14 protein-coding genes and 1 tRNA gene are annotated in these 17,226 nt (G+C 60.9%); 9 read left to right on the forward strand and 6 right to left on the reverse strand.

The window, feature by feature from the left end:
* Positions 1-162 precede the first annotated feature (162 nt).
* Entirely contained in the window at positions 163-852 is a 690-nt protein-coding gene (locus SGJ19_17595) for a DUF6573 family protein (GenBank protein MDZ4782065.1), read from the reverse strand.
* Between the two features lie 457 nt (positions 853-1,309).
* Between SGJ19_17595 and SGJ19_17600 the strand changes: the two genes are divergently transcribed.
* The gene (locus SGJ19_17600; GenBank protein MDZ4782066.1) at positions 1,310-2,800 is read left to right on the forward strand and encodes a recombinase family protein; all 1,491 of its coding nucleotides are present in this window, start codon (positions 1,310-1,312) and stop codon (positions 2,798-2,800) included.
* On the opposite strand, the gene SGJ19_17605 is transcribed toward SGJ19_17600, so the two are convergent.
* Positions 2,782-2,856: transfer RNA gene (locus SGJ19_17605), tRNA-Pro, on the reverse strand. The genes SGJ19_17600 and SGJ19_17605 overlap by 19 nt on opposite strands.
* A 247-nt stretch (positions 2,857-3,103) precedes the next feature.
* On the opposite strand from SGJ19_17605, the gene SGJ19_17610 reads away from it, so the two are divergent.
* From SGJ19_17610 to SGJ19_17620, 3 genes are all read left to right on the forward strand, one after another.
* Positions 3,104-3,826 carry an SDR family oxidoreductase gene (locus tag SGJ19_17610; GenBank protein ID MDZ4782067.1) on the forward strand — a complete coding sequence of 241 codons (723 nt, stop codon included), beginning with the start codon at positions 3,104-3,106 and terminating at the stop codon, positions 3,824-3,826.
* Positions 3,827-3,896: 70 nt separating this feature from the next.
* Entirely contained in the window at positions 3,897-5,294 is a 1,398-nt protein-coding gene (locus tag SGJ19_17615; GenBank protein MDZ4782068.1) for a DUF6513 domain-containing protein, read from the forward strand.
* A gap of 70 nt (positions 5,295-5,364) precedes the next feature.
* Positions 5,365-6,081 (forward strand): hypothetical protein, encoded by a 717-nt coding sequence (locus SGJ19_17620; protein MDZ4782069.1) that lies wholly within the window; start codon positions 5,365-5,367, stop codon positions 6,079-6,081.
* Positions 6,082-6,090: 9 nt separating this feature from the next.
* Here SGJ19_17620 and SGJ19_17625 read toward each other — a convergent pair whose 3' ends face one another.
* The gene (locus SGJ19_17625; protein MDZ4782070.1) at positions 6,091-8,550 is read right to left on the reverse strand and encodes an alpha-glucuronidase family glycosyl hydrolase; all 2,460 of its coding nucleotides are present in this window, start codon (positions 8,548-8,550) and stop codon (positions 6,091-6,093) included.
* A gap of 631 nt (positions 8,551-9,181) precedes the next feature.
* Here SGJ19_17625 and SGJ19_17630 point away from each other — a divergent pair.
* The 5 genes from SGJ19_17630 to SGJ19_17650 all read left to right on the forward strand — a co-directional run bounded on the left by SGJ19_17630 (position 9,182) and on the right by SGJ19_17650 (position 14,705).
* Positions 9,182-9,559: a hypothetical protein gene (locus SGJ19_17630; GenBank protein ID MDZ4782071.1), complete on the forward strand. Its 378-nt coding sequence runs from the start codon at positions 9,182-9,184 to the stop codon at positions 9,557-9,559.
* Positions 9,560-9,620: 61 nt separating this feature from the next.
* Positions 9,621-9,860, forward strand: coding sequence for a BON domain-containing protein (locus tag SGJ19_17635; GenBank protein ID MDZ4782072.1), 240 nt, complete (start codon positions 9,621-9,623; stop codon positions 9,858-9,860).
* A 306-nt stretch (positions 9,861-10,166) separates the two neighbouring features.
* Positions 10,167-13,439, forward strand: a complete 3,273-nt coding sequence (locus tag SGJ19_17640) for a serine hydrolase (GenBank protein ID MDZ4782073.1) — start codon at positions 10,167-10,169, stop codon at positions 13,437-13,439.
* A 148-nt stretch (positions 13,440-13,587) separates the two neighbouring features.
* Positions 13,588-13,797 carry a hypothetical protein gene (locus SGJ19_17645; protein ID MDZ4782074.1) on the forward strand — a complete coding sequence of 70 codons (210 nt, stop codon included), beginning with the start codon at positions 13,588-13,590 and terminating at the stop codon, positions 13,795-13,797.
* A gap of 98 nt (positions 13,798-13,895) precedes the next feature.
* Positions 13,896-14,705 carry an SDR family oxidoreductase gene (locus SGJ19_17650; GenBank protein ID MDZ4782075.1) on the forward strand — a complete coding sequence of 270 codons (810 nt, stop codon included), beginning with the start codon at positions 13,896-13,898 and terminating at the stop codon, positions 14,703-14,705.
* Here the strand turns inward: SGJ19_17650 and SGJ19_17655 are convergent.
* The 3 genes from SGJ19_17655 to SGJ19_17665 form a co-directional block, all read right to left on the reverse strand.
* Entirely contained in the window at positions 14,634-15,032 is a 399-nt protein-coding gene (locus tag SGJ19_17655; GenBank protein MDZ4782076.1) for a hypothetical protein, read from the reverse strand. The genes SGJ19_17650 and SGJ19_17655 overlap by 72 nt on opposite strands.
* A gap of 64 nt (positions 15,033-15,096) precedes the next feature.
* On the reverse strand, positions 15,097-15,594 hold the full coding sequence (locus tag SGJ19_17660; protein MDZ4782077.1) for a hypothetical protein: 498 nt from the start codon (positions 15,592-15,594) through the stop codon (positions 15,097-15,099).
* 11 nt (positions 15,595-15,605) lie between these two features.
* On the reverse strand, positions 15,606-17,226 hold a 1,621-nt coding region (locus SGJ19_17665), incomplete at its 5' end, for an AHH domain-containing protein (protein MDZ4782078.1).

Raw genomic sequence — 17,226 nt, forward strand, 5'->3', positions numbered from 1 at the left:
ATCGAGCGAGTCAGTCCGGGACCGTATCTGGAACTGTATGGGCGGGAAGAGCAGCCAAACACCGGTTGGACCGTGTATGGAAACCAAGTAGAGCGGCGGCTGTTCTGATCACTCAAGGGAAGTATAGCCGCAACCGATGTGCAATCGGTTGCGGCAGCATGATTAATCTTCGCCAGGCAACATGATTGTGATGACGGGCGCTGCGTCATCACCTGGGCCACAGATCGATTTCAGCTCAATATCTTCCGACGAATCCTTCCCAGTGCAGATCGACACTTTGAAGCGAAGTGCGGACGAGTCCCGGACTTGCGGTGAAGACTTGATGGCGAAGCGGAGAACATTGAGTACGTCCCAAAGCCTGCCAGTTTCGTCTTGATCGTCAGCGCCGTCAGGGACAGCCACGCAATCGGCCCATGCCGCAGAAGTCAGCGCTACCGGGTATTTGAATCCTGCCTCCGCAGCCAGCTTGGACGCATCGACCAGGACACCATCAGCAATCGCCTGGGCTCGCGAATAAGAATGGATCAACTCGAAGTCGTTTGCTGCTGCATGAGGCGCGTCTTCGTCGAGATCATCGAGCATCGAGGTTGCGATCTCAAACCAGTCAACGCGCGACATGGCCGCAGACAGAAGGTCAGCGTACATCCCTTGGGTTAGCTGAGGGGCGTCGTTTTCAAGTGTCGTTTCCAGGCAACGAGCAAGTGACGCATTGACGTCTGATCCGGTTTCGCTCGCTCGAAGATCAACCGCTACACTTCGCCAAAAGAAATGCGATTCACGGTCGTTATCGATCCAGAGTTTTACCAGCCAAGTCTCTCGGTTTGTCCATCCGTTGTATTTTTCGTTGTCCATGTTCCTCGTTTGTTGAAAGACGCTCGCAAGTGTCGGCGTCTGTTGTTCAGTGGCACCCCACATTCGTTTCCGGCGGGGTGGGCCTTTTGAGCCGCCTGCGGTGAGGCCCACCCCGTTGGAAACGAAAGGAAATCGAGCGACGGACAGCGCCTATTCGCCAGGTGGGGTGGAGTGGGCAGGCCGTAGCCGGGTCAAGGTAGATAGCGCAGCGAACCTTGACGCGGTGAGAGGCCTGCGAATAGGTGGGGCGAATAAAGCTGGCAGTCGCGAGTCGGCTCGTGGGAGTGAGGCGAGTGAAGTCTGCAACGCAGACGCAGCGAACCGAACGTGGGGCGGTGGCCTTAAAACCGCCCAGATCTGAAAGTTCTCTGCCTTCGCCGTTGACGATTCAACGTCCAGAGTACATTATTTTAGAGGGTATTCAGGGGTTTTCCTGTGGCGAAACGGGGCTGCGGAAATGAAGAGGTTCGTTGCATTGGCTCGCGTGAGTAGTCGCGAGCAAGAAAGAGAGGGCTTTTCGCTGGCCGTCCAGGAAGAGGCACTGCGGCACTATGTGCAGAAAGTTGGCGGTGAAATTGTCCGAATGTTTCGGATTGCCGAGACGGCCAGCAAAACCGATGAACGCAAGGCGTTTCGCGAATTGGTGGCGTATGCCAAGAAGCATGCGTTCGAGTTGGATGGTTTGCTTTTCTACAAAGTCGACCGGGCTGCCCGAAACCTCTTCGACTATGTGGAACTGGAACGCCTCGAATCCGAATACGGCGTGCCGTTCATTTCTGTCTCGCAGCCAACCGACGACAACCCGGCCGGTCGGATGATGCGTCGCACGCTGGCCAACATGGCCAGCTTCTACACGGAACAGCAGTCAGTCGATGTTCGTGAAGGCTTGGCTCGACGGGTGCAGGAAGGCTGGTTCATCAGCAAGGCTCCCTATGGTTATCTCAACGTGCGTCAGGAAGGTCGGAGCATCGTGGAGATTTGCCCGGACGCTGGGCCGAAGGTCCGGCGGGTGTTCCATTTGTTCGCCTACGAGAACCTGACGCTCGATTCACTGATTGAACGACTGGAACGAGAAGGCATAACCTATCGCCCGAATTGCGCGAAGTTTGCCCGAAGTTCTCTGCATTCGATGCTGCATGATCGGTCCTACATTGGGGAAGTGCAGCACCACGGGCAGTGGTATCCGGGAAAACACGAACCGCTGGTGGACCATGCAACCTGGAGCCGCGTACAGGAATTGATCGGTGGGCATTTCTACCGTTCGCATGAACTGACCTACGGCGGCGAATTGATCAAGTGCGGGCATTGCGGTTATCCGATTACCGGCGAACGAAAATTCAAGCAGTCAAGCACGGGCGAGCGGGCTTACACTTATTATCGCTGTGCGAAATACAACCGCCCTGGGCATCCACGGACTCGGGTCCGTGAAGAAGCACTCGATCAGCAAGTGTTGGCCCTGTTTGACAAGATTCGAATTCAGGACGATTCGGTCCGCGATTGGTTTCGTGCCGTGCTGGCGTCACAGACGCGAGACCAGCAGCACGAAACTCGTTCCCAGCGTGAGGAACTTCAGCGACAAGTAACGATGGCGCTCGGCCAACAAGAGCGGGTAGTCAACCTTCGCGTTGACGGCGAGATTGATGCGGAAACATTTGCCAGGAAACAGGTCGAACTTCGTGACCGGCTGGCCGCTCTGAAGCTCCAAATGGATGCCGTAGACCGTTCCAACGATGAAATGGCAGACTTGGTCTCGAAAGTGTTTGAACTTTCGCAAACCCTTCGGGAGAAATGGCTTACCGCCGATTACCACTGTAAGCGTCGAATCCTCGAAATCATCTGTTTGAACTTTCGGCTCGACGACGTAACTCTATGCTACGAAATGAGAAAGCCCTTCGACGTTCTCGTCGAAGGGCTTCCTGTCCAGTGGAGTCGGGGCGACAGGATTTGAACCTGCGACCTCTTGACCCCCAGTCAAGCGCGCTAGCCAGGCTGCGCCACGCCCCGCTTCTGACAATACTCTAGTGGACTGCTCCCTCGGGTTCAACCGCGTCCGGACGGCAGTCGCGTGGAGTTTGTCCGAGACGCGGGGCGACGAAAGTAAGAAATGGCATTGCTTGTCAGGCATAGCAGGCCGGTTTCACGCCATTGCCCAGTGCGGCTGGGCCAATGAGAATGGAGATGCACCTTTTCTTTGTCCCATGGCGTTGATGGGCGTGTGATGGAAACAACCCTGTCCGGACGAACTGCTGTCGTGACCGGCGCCTCCAGCGGGATTGGCCAGGCCATTGCGGTCGCGTTCGCCGAGGCTGGGGCCGATTGCCTGGTGCATGCGCGGCGGAATCGGGCGGGGGCGGACGAGTCGGCGGCGTCGATTCGTTGCGCGGGCGGCGAGTCCGAAGTGATGTTGGCCGATCTGGCCGACGACGCTGCGATCGAGCCGTTCGCTGAAGCGGCCTGGAATTGGCGGCAGGGCGTCGATATTTGGGTCAACAACGCCGGGGCCGACGTGCTGACCGGCGATGCGGCGTCGTGGCCTTTCGAGCGCAAGCTGGAATGGTTGTGGCGCGTCGACGTCGTCGCCACGATGCAACTTTCGCGATCGATTGGCATGCGGATGAAGCAGCGGGGCGGCGGCGTTATTTTGAACGTCGGCTGGGACCGGGCGGAGTATGGCATGGCCGGCGACAGCGGGGAGTTGTTCGCCGCCACCAAAGGAGCCGTGATGGCGTTTTCCCGGAGCTTGGCGAAGTCATTGGCGCCGGAAGTGCGCGTGAATTGCCTGGCGCCGGGCTGGATTCGCACCGCCTGGGGCGACGAAGCGTCGGAGTATTGGCAACGGCGGGCAGAGTCGGAATCGCTGTTGCAACGCTGGGGTACGCCGGCGGAAATCGCGCAAGCCGCTTGCTTTCTGGCCTCGCCCGCTGCGTCGTTCATCACCGGGCAAATCGTTCCGATCAACGGCGGCTTGGCCTGATTCCTTCCTCTGTAGCCGCGGTCTGTGACCGCGACCGCGCAAGACGTCGTCTCACACCCAAACCTCGTCCATGCAACCCGAGCGGCTTCATTTCGTCACCGGCAAGCTGGCCGAGCCGTCGTTGCGGCGCGTGTTGGAAGATTTGGCGCCGCGCGCGGGGTTTTCGTATACCGTCGAGGTATTGAATATCACCGTCGCCGCGTTGATGACCTCGGACTGGGTGGCGCGGCGAATTCATGTGCCGGCCGACGCAACGCGCGTGCTATTGCCGGGGCTTTGCCAGGGAGACTTGCAACCGGTGCGCGAGGTCGCCGTGAAGCCCGTCGAGCTGGGACCGAAGGACCTGCGCGATCTACCGACACACTTCGGGCAATCGAAAGCCGCTCCGCCTGACTACGGGCGCTACGACATCGAGATCCTGGCGGAGATCAATCACGCGAATCGCTGGTCGCTGGACGCAATTCTGAGCTGGGCGGAACGCTTGCGCGGCGACGGGGCCGACGTGATCGACCTGGGCTGCACGCCGGGCGAGCCCTGGGAGGCGATCGGCGAGGCGGTCCTAGCGCTGCGGGAAGCGGGGCATCGCGTTTCAGTGGATTCATTTGTGACGCGCGAAGTTGCCGCGGCGACAGCAGCTGGCGCGGAGCTCGTGCTGTCGGTGAATCAGGCGAATCGCGAAGCGGCCGCCGACTGGGGTTGCGAAGTGGTGGCGGTGCCGGACGATCCGGCAACCTTGGCCGGGCTCGACGCCACGGTGGAGTTGCTGACGGCGCGCCGCGTGAAATTCCGGCTGGATCCGGTACTGGAGCCGATCGGGTTCGGATTTGCCGCGAGTTTGGCGCGCTATCATGAAGTGCGCCGGCGGTATCCCGAGGCCGAGATGCTGATGGGCATCGGGAACCTCACGGAATTGACCGACGTGGATTCCGCGGGCGTCAACGTGATGTTGCTGGCGTTCTGCGAGGAAGTCGGCGTCCGCAGCGTGCTCACGACCGAAGTCATCAACTGGGCAAGAAGCTCCGTGCGCGAGTGCGATCTGGCGCGAAGGCTCGTCTATCACGCGATCCGGCAACGCGTGTTGCCCAAGCACCTGGAACCGCGGCTGGTCATGTTGCGCGATCCGCGTCTGGTGGAATACGGCGAGGAGGGATTGGCACAACTCGCCGCGCAGATCAAGGACCGCAACTTTCGCGTATTCGTGGAGCGCGGCGAATTGCACCTCATCAATTCCGCGATGCACTTGCGCGGGCGAGATCCGTTCCAGTTGTTCACGCAGCTCCAGGCAACCGAGCCGAAACAACTCGACGCCTCGCATGCCTTCTACCTCGGCTACGAGCTCGCCAAGGCGGTTACGGCCATGACGCTCGGCAAGCAGTACACGCAGGACGAGGCCCTCGACTGGGGATTCTTGACCCTCCCGGAAAGCTCCGGGCGGCATCCCGATGGCGATCGCGCCGAATCATTGTGAATTTCGTTGTCGCGTTTTATACTCGCTCGGCCCCTTGAGCAGACCACACCTTGAGCAGGAACAATTTTTGATGAGCCGCGGAACCTGGATGTTGGGCCTAGCATTGATGTTGACGGGGACTTCGGCGGCCTGGGCGGATATCGTGCCCATCGCCGCGTTGCGCCAAGTCGCGTCAAGCGGCACGATCAACACGGTTGACGAAACGCTGAACCACTACGATATCGAGAGCGTCGACCATTTTGATGTGTTCGACGATTCCAGCGGCCTGGCGCTGCGCACCGAATTTGGCACGGCGACGGCGGACGGCTTCGCCAAGCACGTTTCGTCGCTCGGCGCCGACGAGATGCTGGTCTTCGTGACGTCCGACGCTTTCGTATCTGCGCCGAACGAGAATGACACGGCCTACGCCGGCGCCAGCAGTCGCTTCTCGCTGCGTTTCCTGGTCGATGCGCCGGGCCGCTACAAGCTGACCGCCACGGGCTATGCCTCGAACAATGGCACGGCGCTATTGCAAATGTCCGATGCGGACGAAAACCTCTTGGCGTACTACGATGCGCTCGATGCGTCGGCGTTTGAGTTGGAGTTGCATCTCCCAGCGGGCGAGTACGGCATGTCCGCTAACGCCGACAGCGGGGGATATTGGGAGTTTGGCTCCGGAGAGCCGGACGGACGATCGGGACTGGAAGTGGCGCTAGTGCAAGTTCCGGAGCCGGCAACGCTTGGCCTGGGCCTGTTCGCCGGGCTGGCGATGGCATCCATCGCAGCATTAAAGCGAACGCGAAGTTGAGCGCCTCGCTTACGGCGCCAGCGGCTGAGCTTCTTCGTCCTTGATCAGCCACACCTCCGAGACCTGGCAGCCGCGGCCGTTGTCGCCGCGCCCCGGTTCGCGATGCCATTGCAAAGTAAGTTTGCCTTCGGCCGTGGCAGCACGCGGAATGGGAAATTCGACAGGCCGAATGGGCGACGGTTTGTCGAACAACGGATGCACCTCGATGCCGTCGTTGGCCGTCAGGCGAATGCGCTTTTCCGGTCCGTCTCCAGCGTAGACGACGCGGAGGCGATACGTGGCGCCGGGATCGAGGTCCTCGTAATGCATGGTGAGCGGCGCATCGTTCATCGCTTCTGCGTGATCGAGCCAGGACGTTCGCCAGCGCTCCTCATCCACTGGATCGTTGTCGGAAACATTGTCCGGACCAGCGAAGCCGGCATGAGCCGATCGCAAGAACGATGGATCGGTGTCGAATCCTTCGCCGACGACCAGATGCGGCTGGCTGGAATAGTTGCCGAGATCGTCGTAAAACCCGCCCGGGCCAGGATTCGTCCAGTCCACGATTTCTTGCAGGCCTTGGCGGCGCGCCGCTTCATTTGGATTGCGGCGCAGGTCGGCGAAGCGTCGCTTCATCCAGAGGCGATTGTTGAGCGGATAGTCCACCGTATCGAGCGTGGCGCCGCGGCCGACGCCGATCGCATGGTAGCGCGGCACGGAAGATTGCAGGCGGATGCTCTGATAGAGCGCGTCGGCCAATTCGACGATATGCGCCCGGAGTTCCGGCGCGACGGGCAAGGCATGGGCGGCGTCGAGCGATTGTTCTGCCGCGTCCATAGCTGCGAGCGAGCCGGCCTTGTCCGCGGTGCGCAACAGGTCGAGCGCGTCGGCTTCATCGGAAATGGCGCGCAACAAACGCCGGTGCTCGTACGCGTCGTAATACGCGCGGTAGAGCGCCTGTTGAAACCGCCAATTGGCGAGCAACTTCGCATCGGCCGCGCGTTCCATCGCTTGAAATTGCCGTAGCGTCGTCTCGATCTGCTCATTCGAAGCCAACGGCGCGCGCCAGTTCCGCTCCAAGGCGAGCAGCCCTTGAGCGAAGTCGTCGCGCCACTTCGTGTCGATGAAGTAGCCGGAGTAGTCACGCAAGGCATCGATCACGGGCGCGTCGGGATCCCAGCCGAGGGCGCTCCACACAGTCTTGTTCACGTCGTCGTTGCAGCCTTCGGAGTAAGTGAGAAAGCCGACCGTGCCGGACTGCAATTGCCTGAAGATGTTTGCTTCGCCCAGCGGCCGCGGATTGATGCACTCGCGACCGTGCGCGACGGCCAACGCGAAGTCCCAATCCGGCACGGGATATTGGCACTGGCGGCTATGCGTGATGTCGGGATAACGCCGGACGGGATATTGCTTTGGCAACTGCGCGAGCAGTTCCGGCAGCGAGATGCGCACTTGCGGACCGAACACGATGCCATCCAACCAGGTCGGCTGCTCACGTCGCAGGATCTCGAGGAACTCATCGAGCCAGACTTGCGAGAAGCCTTGCGGCGACACCCACATTTCCGTTTGTGGATGCGTGCGCTGCAAGACCTGCTTCGCGCGCTCCAGGTAGGCCAACAGGTGCTTGGGCTGCGTGTGGCCAGGATCGCCGCCGGGGACAAACACGGCGTCAATCCGAGGCACCTTGGCGAACACTTCGCCCCATGCGCGCAGCTCCGACTCCACAGTCGCCGGGTTTGTGTAGTCGGCCGCCATGGCCGGATACCAGATCCAGACGTCGAGCGCGTACTTGTCAGCCAACTCCGACATGCCCGCCATCATCTCCAACGGCGGGCGCGGAAAATGCGGGCTAGTGGCGTCGTCGTCGGTGCGCGGAGGCAAGAGTTCCACGGCGTTTGCGCCAAAGACGATCAAGTCGCGATAGTATTGCTCCCATTGCGGCAGGTCCCAGGCGTCGTAACTGTTCGTCTTGGGACGATAGCCGAGTTGATGGCCGCGCAGCGAATACTTCGGCGACGTTGTCAAGTTCACATCGTCCCGCAACGACAGCTCGCCGCGCGCCATCTCCAACATGCGCAACAACCGCCCCACGCCGAAGAACACGCCGCGGTCGTCGTTGCCCAGAACAAATACCGCAGCCTGACCGTTCTCGCGCGCCGTGCGCAGCGTGTAACCTTCCGCAACGTTAGTCTTTCCATCCGGCGCTGGCAGCGCCTTAAATCGCGTCCCACCGAGAGACGGCGCAGCGCGATCTCCAACGACGATCGCCGTTGCCAAGTCGTCGCGCCAGACATTCACCACCGGCAATTGCACGCCGGTGCGCTTTTCGATTTCTTCCACCAACATCCGCGCGGCGGTGACGTGACGCGCGGAAGCGTTTTGCGCCACAATCACTTCGGCATGAGTAAGATTCAAGGTCTCCGCAAGCGCCGCGGCGCCATAGAGCAGTACCATCATCCATGCCAACGAAAACGAAAGACGATAAGTCATCGAGCGGGATCTCACGATGTTGAAGGTGAATTCGGCGGTGCGTCGGAATGTCGGTACCAGTGATGTCATGGCCAGAATCATAGTGAACATTTCGCGGACGACATCGAAGTAATCTACCCTCGGAGAGTCCAGTTCGCAAAATCCCCGCGCGAACACGGTCTATCAACAGCGAAGCGGCGCTGAGACGCCGGGCGCATCCAAACGACCGTTGCCTGATGCAGTTGCGGCGCGAAAAGTCGCGAAAGCGTCGTTCTGACTCGGAAAAGGGGGATTTGCCGTATCCCTTAGTCGATAAAGTGTTATACTTAGGCCATCTGGCTTGCCGACTCCAATTGCGGTTGCCGGTTCTACGCTGAATCGAGCGACTGTTCTTTCATTCGCCATCCCGGCTTGGCGGACCACCAGGTTGGTCCTTTTCTTGATAGCCCGGAATCAACGCGGGGCTGCCGCGTGATCCTTGTGCGTTAGCGCTTGGGGACCGGGAACTTCGGCGCGCGTGCGCGACGCGATCGCAATCAATCATTGCGCTGCGCGTGCGATTGCGCGAATGCGGCTTGCAGCCTCGTATCCTTTCTATTGCTTTTGCTGAGGACTCAAAAAAATGGCGCCAGCCACCGCAAGACATCAACTGATGAGCGACTTTCACGAACCCGTGCAACAAGCTGTCCGCGATGCCGCGCAGCAAGGCGTCACCGACGCGACGATGCTGTTGCTCGATCTGCGCGACGAGCGCGCCCAGAAAATGGCCGCCGACGTTGCGGAACTCGAAACGGTGCGCAACATCGTCTCCAGCGCCGAGCAAAACCAGTCGGCGCCGATTCTCGTCGCCTACGCACCATCGTCCCAAGCGGCCGCGCTGATGGAAGGACATAGCCGTAAGGCGAAGCGCAAATTCGCCGCCACGTTGCCCGCCAATCGCTTTCGTATGATCGTGGTCGGCGGCGGCGGCATCACGTGGGCGGTCGGCGCCGTCAGTGCGGGCGATACGTCAAGTCGCGTCCTCGGCTGATCTTCCAGCCGCGCCGCGAAGCATATGGTCAGTTTCCTGTCTCCAAACCAAGGAACGTAACATGGCCGGCGAACGCGGCGGGGACCGCCTGATTCAGCAACGAGTCGCTTTTCAACTCACGACGCGCGGCATTCGCAATCCCTGTCGCGTCGATGCCGCCGTCAAGGAAGGCGACGTGACCCTCACGGGGACGATTCAGTACGAACACCAACGCAAGGCGGCGACGCAAGCGGCGTCCGGCGTGTCCGGAGTGCGCCGCGTCAACGATCGCATGCTGGTGAAGCCCGTCGTCAAGCACTAGCTTCTCGTACGCCGCTGGCATTCGTTGCGTATTTGCACGTGCCCGCGGCGTGCTGCCGCTGGAAACCGATCCGGTCGACCGGCGGGTCTCCATGACGACTTCTGACGCGATCGTTTCCCGGTCGCTGCGACGCTGGCGACCCACGCGCGCCACGCCCCTGGGATAGTGGATTCGGGCTCGAATTCCGATTGGCGACGGCCTTTCAGGCGGCAACCTGAAAGATTCTTGGTAACAGGGATGGTCCCTCGTGCCATTCCTTCCTAGAACTGGTCGCAATCCGCCCAAAGCCAATCGAGGAATGACGCCATGGCACGCCTGAAATCCTTTAGCCGTCAGGGATTTGAACCGCTGGAAGACCGCAAGTTGATGGCCGTCGACTTGGGGGCCTCGAACTTCAGCCCGGCGCTGATGGGAGATGCCATCGAAGAACTGTCGACCGGCAACGCGGTCGGGTTTGGGTACGCGATCAACCTCAACGGAGACGCGAACGCGGCGGTGGGCAGCGGCGGGCAGGCCCGCCTGGCGATCGACGCGCCGGCGCGCAGTTTCAGCTCGCTCGTGGAATTGGAGGTGTCGAGCGTCTCCAAGCCGATCACGGCGACGGCCATTTTGCACTTTCTTCAATCGATGCCGGGCGGACTCGACGCGGCGCTCAAGACGAAGCTCGTCGACTACCTCCCCGGCGATTGGGATCCGGGCAGCAACGTGCAGCACATCTCGCTCCGGCACTTGCTCACGCACACGAGCGGCCTGTCCGAAACGAACAACGCGATCGGCGTGAACTTCGAGAACTACGGCAACAACACGTATGCCAACATCCAGAATCTGATCGAAACCGGACTGACGGCGCCGAACGTCGCGGCCGACAACGTTTTCGACGGACCGCGTTGGGACTTGAACGACGCCTCGGGGAACTACAACAACGTCAACTTCACGCTGTTGGCTCGAGTCGTGTTACCGAAGTTGATCACTCCCGCGATCAATCTGACCGCCGCCGCGTTTCCAGGCGCTCGCGATGCGGTATCCGGGCTCATTTACTCGAATTACGTCCAAAATGAAATCTTCGAGCCAATGGGCATCGACGGCGCCGATCTGTCGGGGAACGACGCCAATCCCGCCAAGGGCTATGATCTTGGGTCTAACGCAGCCGGCGGGTCGATGTCGAATCTTACGAGCCTCGGCGGCGCGTTCGGCTGGAAGCTTTCGGCCCGTGAACTGGCGACCTTCCTCGATGGCATTCAGCGCGATGGCAGCATTCTCTGGGCGTCGACCCGCAATATGCGCGACGCTCAGGAATTAGGTTGGTTCAACTCCGAGGACGCCTTCGGCGACTACTACTCGCACAACGGCGCCACGACGAGCGGCGGCGGAAAATTCCGTTCGCTGATCAGTGTGTTCCCCGGCGGCATCGAGGCGTCGTACTTGATGAATTCGGACGATGACGATCTGCCCGGCGGGTCGATCAGCGCGGTCCTCAAGAAGTCCTACGTCAACGGCTGGACGGATTTGACGGTCGCCGGCACCAGCGGCGTCGACACCTTCCAGGCGACGACCGTCATGGACAGCGGCAAGGAGGCCATTCGCGTCACGCTGAACGGCGAAGTGCAATTCACCCGTTGGATCGACGGCCTCGATTCGATCACGCTTAACGGCAGCCTGGGCAACGATACGTTCACGATCTCCGACTGGAATTCGTCGGTAGAGCTCATCATCAATGGCCAAGGCGACAACGATTCCGTCGGGCTGCTCTCCGGGCTCCGCAATATCGAACTCGTCAGCGGCATGACGTTCAACGGCGGTTCCGGACAAGACACGCTGCTGGCCTATGACCAGAACAACCCCTATTCGATGCCGGGGCTGAGCCAGTTGTACACGGTGAGCGACGAGGCGATCGTGCGTCACCGCGGCCTGTTCATCCAAAACGCGGGGCTCGTGCCCATTCCGGTCGTGGTGAACTACGCCCTCGTGGAGAACCTGGAACTGACGACCGGCGGCCTGGCCGACATCGTCAACGTCGCGAGCATGACCTCGGGCGACACCGAGATTCGCACCGGCGCCGGCAATGATGTCGTCCGCGTCGGTCAAACTGCCGCCAATCTGCAACTGGTCGATGGACTGTTCATCGACGGACAGACGGGCACCGACTCGATTGAATTATTCGACAGCAACAAGGTCATCGGCGACGATTTCTTCGGGCAGTACGACGTCGAAGCCACCAGCGTCACGCGTTATGTGACCGGCGGCTTTGTGATCAATCCGAACCCGCCGAAGTACACGGTCGATTTCGCGGGCATGGAAAACCTGGCGCTGACAACGACCGACGGCGCCGATCGCATCCGCGTCCATGGAACCACTTCGGGCGAGGTGATCATTCACGGCGGCGCCGGCAGCGACATCCTGACAACCACGCCTTCCACGCAAAACATGGAGCGGGTCCGCGACCTCAGCTTCTTCGGCGAAGCCGGCGTCGACGGGATCGTGATCAACGATCAACAGAATCCGTATAGCCACAAGACGCTCAGCCGCGAATATGACGTGAGCGCCTCCCAGGTGGCCCGTACGATGGCCGGTCGCGTCACGCCGTTGGCAGTGGACGTGTCGTACAACAGCGTCGAGAACCTGACGCTCAACACCGGCGATCAGGGAGATCACATCGACGTCGCGAATACGACCTCGGGCGAAGTCGTCATCCACGCCGGCCCCGGCAACGACTTTGTCAATGCCAGCACGACGTCCCAGAACATGGAGTCTGTCAACGATCTGATCGTCGACGGCGGCGCCGGGAACGACACGCTGAACATCCTCGACGCCAACAATCCCTACGACCTGGGTCCAGGCGGCGGCGTCTATGCGGTCACGACCGATGCCGTGTCCCGGTTTGACGAGCACATCCTATTCGAGAACGTCGCCGTGCCGGTCGATGTGCAATTCTCCGCGGTGGAGACGGTCGATCTCGACGCCGGCAACCAAGGCGACGTATTCAACGTGACCGGAACTGGCGGACCGGCGAATCTGACGCTCGACGGCAACGCCGGCGCCGACCAGTTCAACATCAAGAGCCCCGCCTTCGGAACGATCAACGTTCAAGGCGATGCCCCGATTCTCGCGCCGGGCGATAAACTCGTGGTCAACGAGGCCGGCGCGTATGCCACGGCGCCCATCCCGGGCATCTACGTGATCGGCTCGGGCGGCGTGACGCTCGGCCCTTCGAGCATCCACTACAGCGGCATTGAAACGACCGACATCCACAGCCAGGTCACGCTGCTCGGCGATACCGATGGTGACGGCGACGTGGACGTCACCGACCTGAACAATGTCCGCAACAATTTTGGCGGCGGCGGGCTCGGCGATACCGACGGCGATGGCGACGTCGACATTGCCGACCTGAACAACGTCCGCAACAACTTTGGCGACAGCCTGCCGTCGCCCAGTCCCGCCAGTGAATCGATGCTTGCCGATGAATCCGAAAGTGATTGGCAGGACGCGCTCGTGGACGCACAGTTTGCGTCCACGCCACTTTCGTCTCCTTCATCGGCCCGGCGCCTCAAGGCGGTCGACGAACTGTTTGCCTTGATTTGATAGGTAGTTCCAATATTGGCATCCGGCTCACCGGCGCGTAACGCTCGTCCCCGCGAGCAACGTCGCCGGTGAGTTCGTTTGTAGCCAACCGTCATCGCATGCAGTGGGTTTGTCCGCAGGTTCGCCGCATGAGAGAATGGCGGCCGCTATGAAACCGCGATTCTCGATCCTCGCCTTGATAATTGTCACGACGTACGCGGCCGTGTTTGCCGCCGCCGTGTCGCAGCCCCGTAGCGTATGGTTGTGGCTGTCGCTCTACTTGGCCGCACTTCTGCCGTTCTTGATCATCGACCTGCTCATGCAACGGCGCGTCAAGCGGCGCGACGAGAAGGAACGGCGCTCCCCAGGGGCTGGCTGACGGCCGCCCTCGTGCAGTATCTTTCCACGTACGACTCCTGGGATTCGAACTTCCTGGGCGCTCGCGGATTCATTGCCGACAGAAACGAGGCCAGACGCATGGACTTGGGATTGAAAGGGCGCACCGCCTTGATCACAGGCGGCGCCAGCGGCATTGGCCTGGCGACGGCACGCGCGTTCGCGGAGGAAGGCTGTGCGTTGGTATTGTGGGATATTTTGCCGCGAGTGGAGGCCGTGGCTCAGGAGATCGCCGCCGAGCTCGGCGTAGCAGCCCGAGGATTCCCGGTCGACATCGTCGATTTCAGCGGCGTGGAACGCGCATTACAAACCGCGGTTCAAGATGGCGCCCAGGTCGACCATGTCGTCCACTGCGCCGCAACCGGCTCGACGAAGTTCGGCTTCCCTTTCACCAACCTCGTTCCCGAGGATTGGAAGCGAACCCTCGACATCAACATCTTGGGCATGGTCAACGTGGCGCATGCTGCCGCGCCGTATTTCGTGCAGGCTCAGCGCGGGACGTTCGTGTTCCTGGCGTCCGTCGCCGGACAGATCGGCTCGCAAACCGATCCGCCGTACAGCGCCAGCAAGGCGGCGAACATCAACTTTGCGCAGTGCATGGCAAAAGACCTGGCGAAGCACGGCGTACGTGTGAACGGCGTTTGCCCCGGCATGGTGCAAACGCCGTTGAATCGCTCCGTGTGGCAGGCCTGGCACGATCAAACTCCCGCCGACCAGCAATTGACCTACGATGATTGGGCGGCGCAACAAATCAAGTCGGTCGTGCCGCTGGGGCGCTGGCAAACGCCCGAGGACATCGCGGCGATGATTTTGTTCCTGTCATCGGACCGCGCCCAACAAGTGACCGGACAAACCATCAACGTCGACGGCGGCTTCGTGATGCACTGGTGAGCGAGCCGATTGGGTGCGGCCACTGGTTACAGTTGATACTCGACCTCCAACAATTGGCCGTCGAGCCATCCCCTTGCCGGCGCGAAGCGTGTCGCCGACGGCGTTGGCGGCCCGCGCGGCGCCGGCCGAGATCTTGCCAGCCGTCGCCGCCGCATCGACCGCCTTGGCGGCCTTGACCGCGATCTTCGCCCCCTTGCCAATCACATCGCCGACGACCGGAACCAAGCTGATGGCGCTCAACGCGGCGTTCTTGTAGTCCCCTTCGTAGAGATACAGCCCGACGTTGATGGCATCCGCCACCTCGCCCACGATCGGAATCGGCAACATGCCGATCACATCCAGGGCATTGTGCGGATCGGAGAGACAGTCGTGCCAACAACATATGCTAAGTCTAAATTGGCCGTTCGATTTCGTGCTCTGCGAACGGATCGTTGTCCTCGGGAGCAAAAAAAGACACGTGCAAAGGTCCCGGCGCAGTCACCAACTCCCACGGGATTTCACGCCTGCAGCGCTCGAGGCTGGCGATCATTTGCGAGGCGACAAATTCCATCTTGTCTGTGAGCCACACTTCAAAGGCGTCGTCGTCGAGATTCTCCGTGAGCTCGTCGACCTTCTCACGAATCATCGGCATGAGTATTTTTACGCCGCCGGCAGTTCGCCGCATCGGCCGCGCGCAATCAGCGACAGTCACCGCCACGCTCCCTTCGTCTATCCACATATCACATCGAATATGGTCCCAAATACTTGATCGCTCATGCGGCAACACTTCTGAGATGAACTGCTTCCACATCGAATCGAATGCGATAAGAAGCCCGCCGATGTCTGCATGCGCGGTCGCAATATGATAGTGCGGAGACTTAGGCGAAATGGAATGCCATTTCAGGTCCATGCGACGTTCCTTTATTGAAGCGGCTTACTCAATCTTGAGAGGCCGCTGTGAAGTTGATTCACGTATCCCATCAAGAGGTTGGCATACTGCGCGCTAGTAAGTCCGGGATTATTGGTCCACAACGCATCGAGCTTTCGACCAATTGCCGCATTGTAGCGGGCGTGCGAACGAAAATGAAATGCCGAGGAAAGTCGAATGCCATTCAATCGTCCATTGATATTGAACCCGCCTCTTGCCGCAGCCTGAATCAAATCATGAGTTCGATGCTGCCACGGAATAATGTGATGAGCCGCACCAAGGCCTTGGCCAAGCGCCGTCCGTAAGTGAGTTCGTGCGGTACTCTTTGCCACTCCCAACGCAGAAACTGCCTTCGCGATCGGATCGCACCCAGCCCCCGTATTATGCGCCAACACGCCGAACTGGGAAACGTGGTAGGCGTGTGAGCGGTGGACTTCGAGGTTGTGAACGGAGTGGCGGCCTGGGCGTTCGGTTTTCTCGGCGAGCTTGGTTGAACCGTCATTCGTGGCGACGGTCTCGCCGATGCGCAGTTCGCCAGCCGGAACCCAATCTTCGCGGTCGAGCGAATAGATCGGGTGATTGGCCGTGACCCCGAGCGGCGGCCCGCGTTCGTCCTCGAAACGCAGGTCCCAGACGATCGCGTTGTGGTGCTCGATCGTGGCGATCACCACGCAGGCGTTCGGGTCGCCCAGATCATCATCGACGTCGAGCATGCCGACATCGAGTACTTTTGCTTGACCCTCCAGGCCGACCTCGTGCATGGCGATGTCAAGCGTCGCGCCAGGCCGCGCGCCGGTCGCCTCGATCCACCACAACGGCCGCGCGACGTTTAACCGCGCAAGACTGCCGTCCGCCTTGGTCAATTCCATACTCACGGTGCGCCACGTCCATGGCGACACGTCCGTGGCGTCCACGTCGCCGACGACATCGCGTTGGCCGACCAAGTGCGTGCGTGCTTCCGCCGTTGAGCTCTTGACTTCCGTGATTGCATTTGCTTCGACGAGGAACGAAAACCCGTGCGGAGCCGAAGCACTCGGCGGGACCTCATACCAGACTGGCTCGTCCGGCACCAGCAATTGCAATTCCTCCAACAGCTCGAGTTCCTCCGCACTCAATGGCGGCAACAACTCGCCCGTTTCAATACTTGGCTTGCTGTCTGCGTCGAACTGCGGCCCCGCCACGCGGTCGCCGAGTTGGATGTCTTCGATCCGCTTGGCCGGCGCGCTGGTGCGATGCGAGACTTGCCGAAGCTCGCCGCGTGATGTTGTGGCTACCGTCGTAGTCGTCGGCGCAGCGGAACTTGGCGTTGCCGCATTGCGGATGGCCGGCAGACCGAACCAGCAGAACAGGATCGCCAGGGCGACGCCAATCACTGCCAGTCGCTTCGAGCGGCGGTTGGTCACGAACGCGGCGACGGCGGCGCGATGCGCTTGGTCGTCGTCGGGAGTTGCCACGTCGGTCTCTCGCCACGTCGTCGCGTGCTGCGAGGGTTCCCATTCTTGTCGTCGGAACTTCGCGCGCAGCGTGGCGGCTGGCGGCTGGCGGAGGCGGAGGCGGAGCGGCGCAACGCGCCGAGCGACTCTCCGCTGGCAACGGCGGCAGTTCCTCGCGCAG

The sequence above is a fragment of the Planctomycetia bacterium genome, assembly GCA_034440135.1.
Lineage (GTDB): Bacteria > Planctomycetota > Planctomycetia > Pirellulales > JALHLM01 > JALHLM01.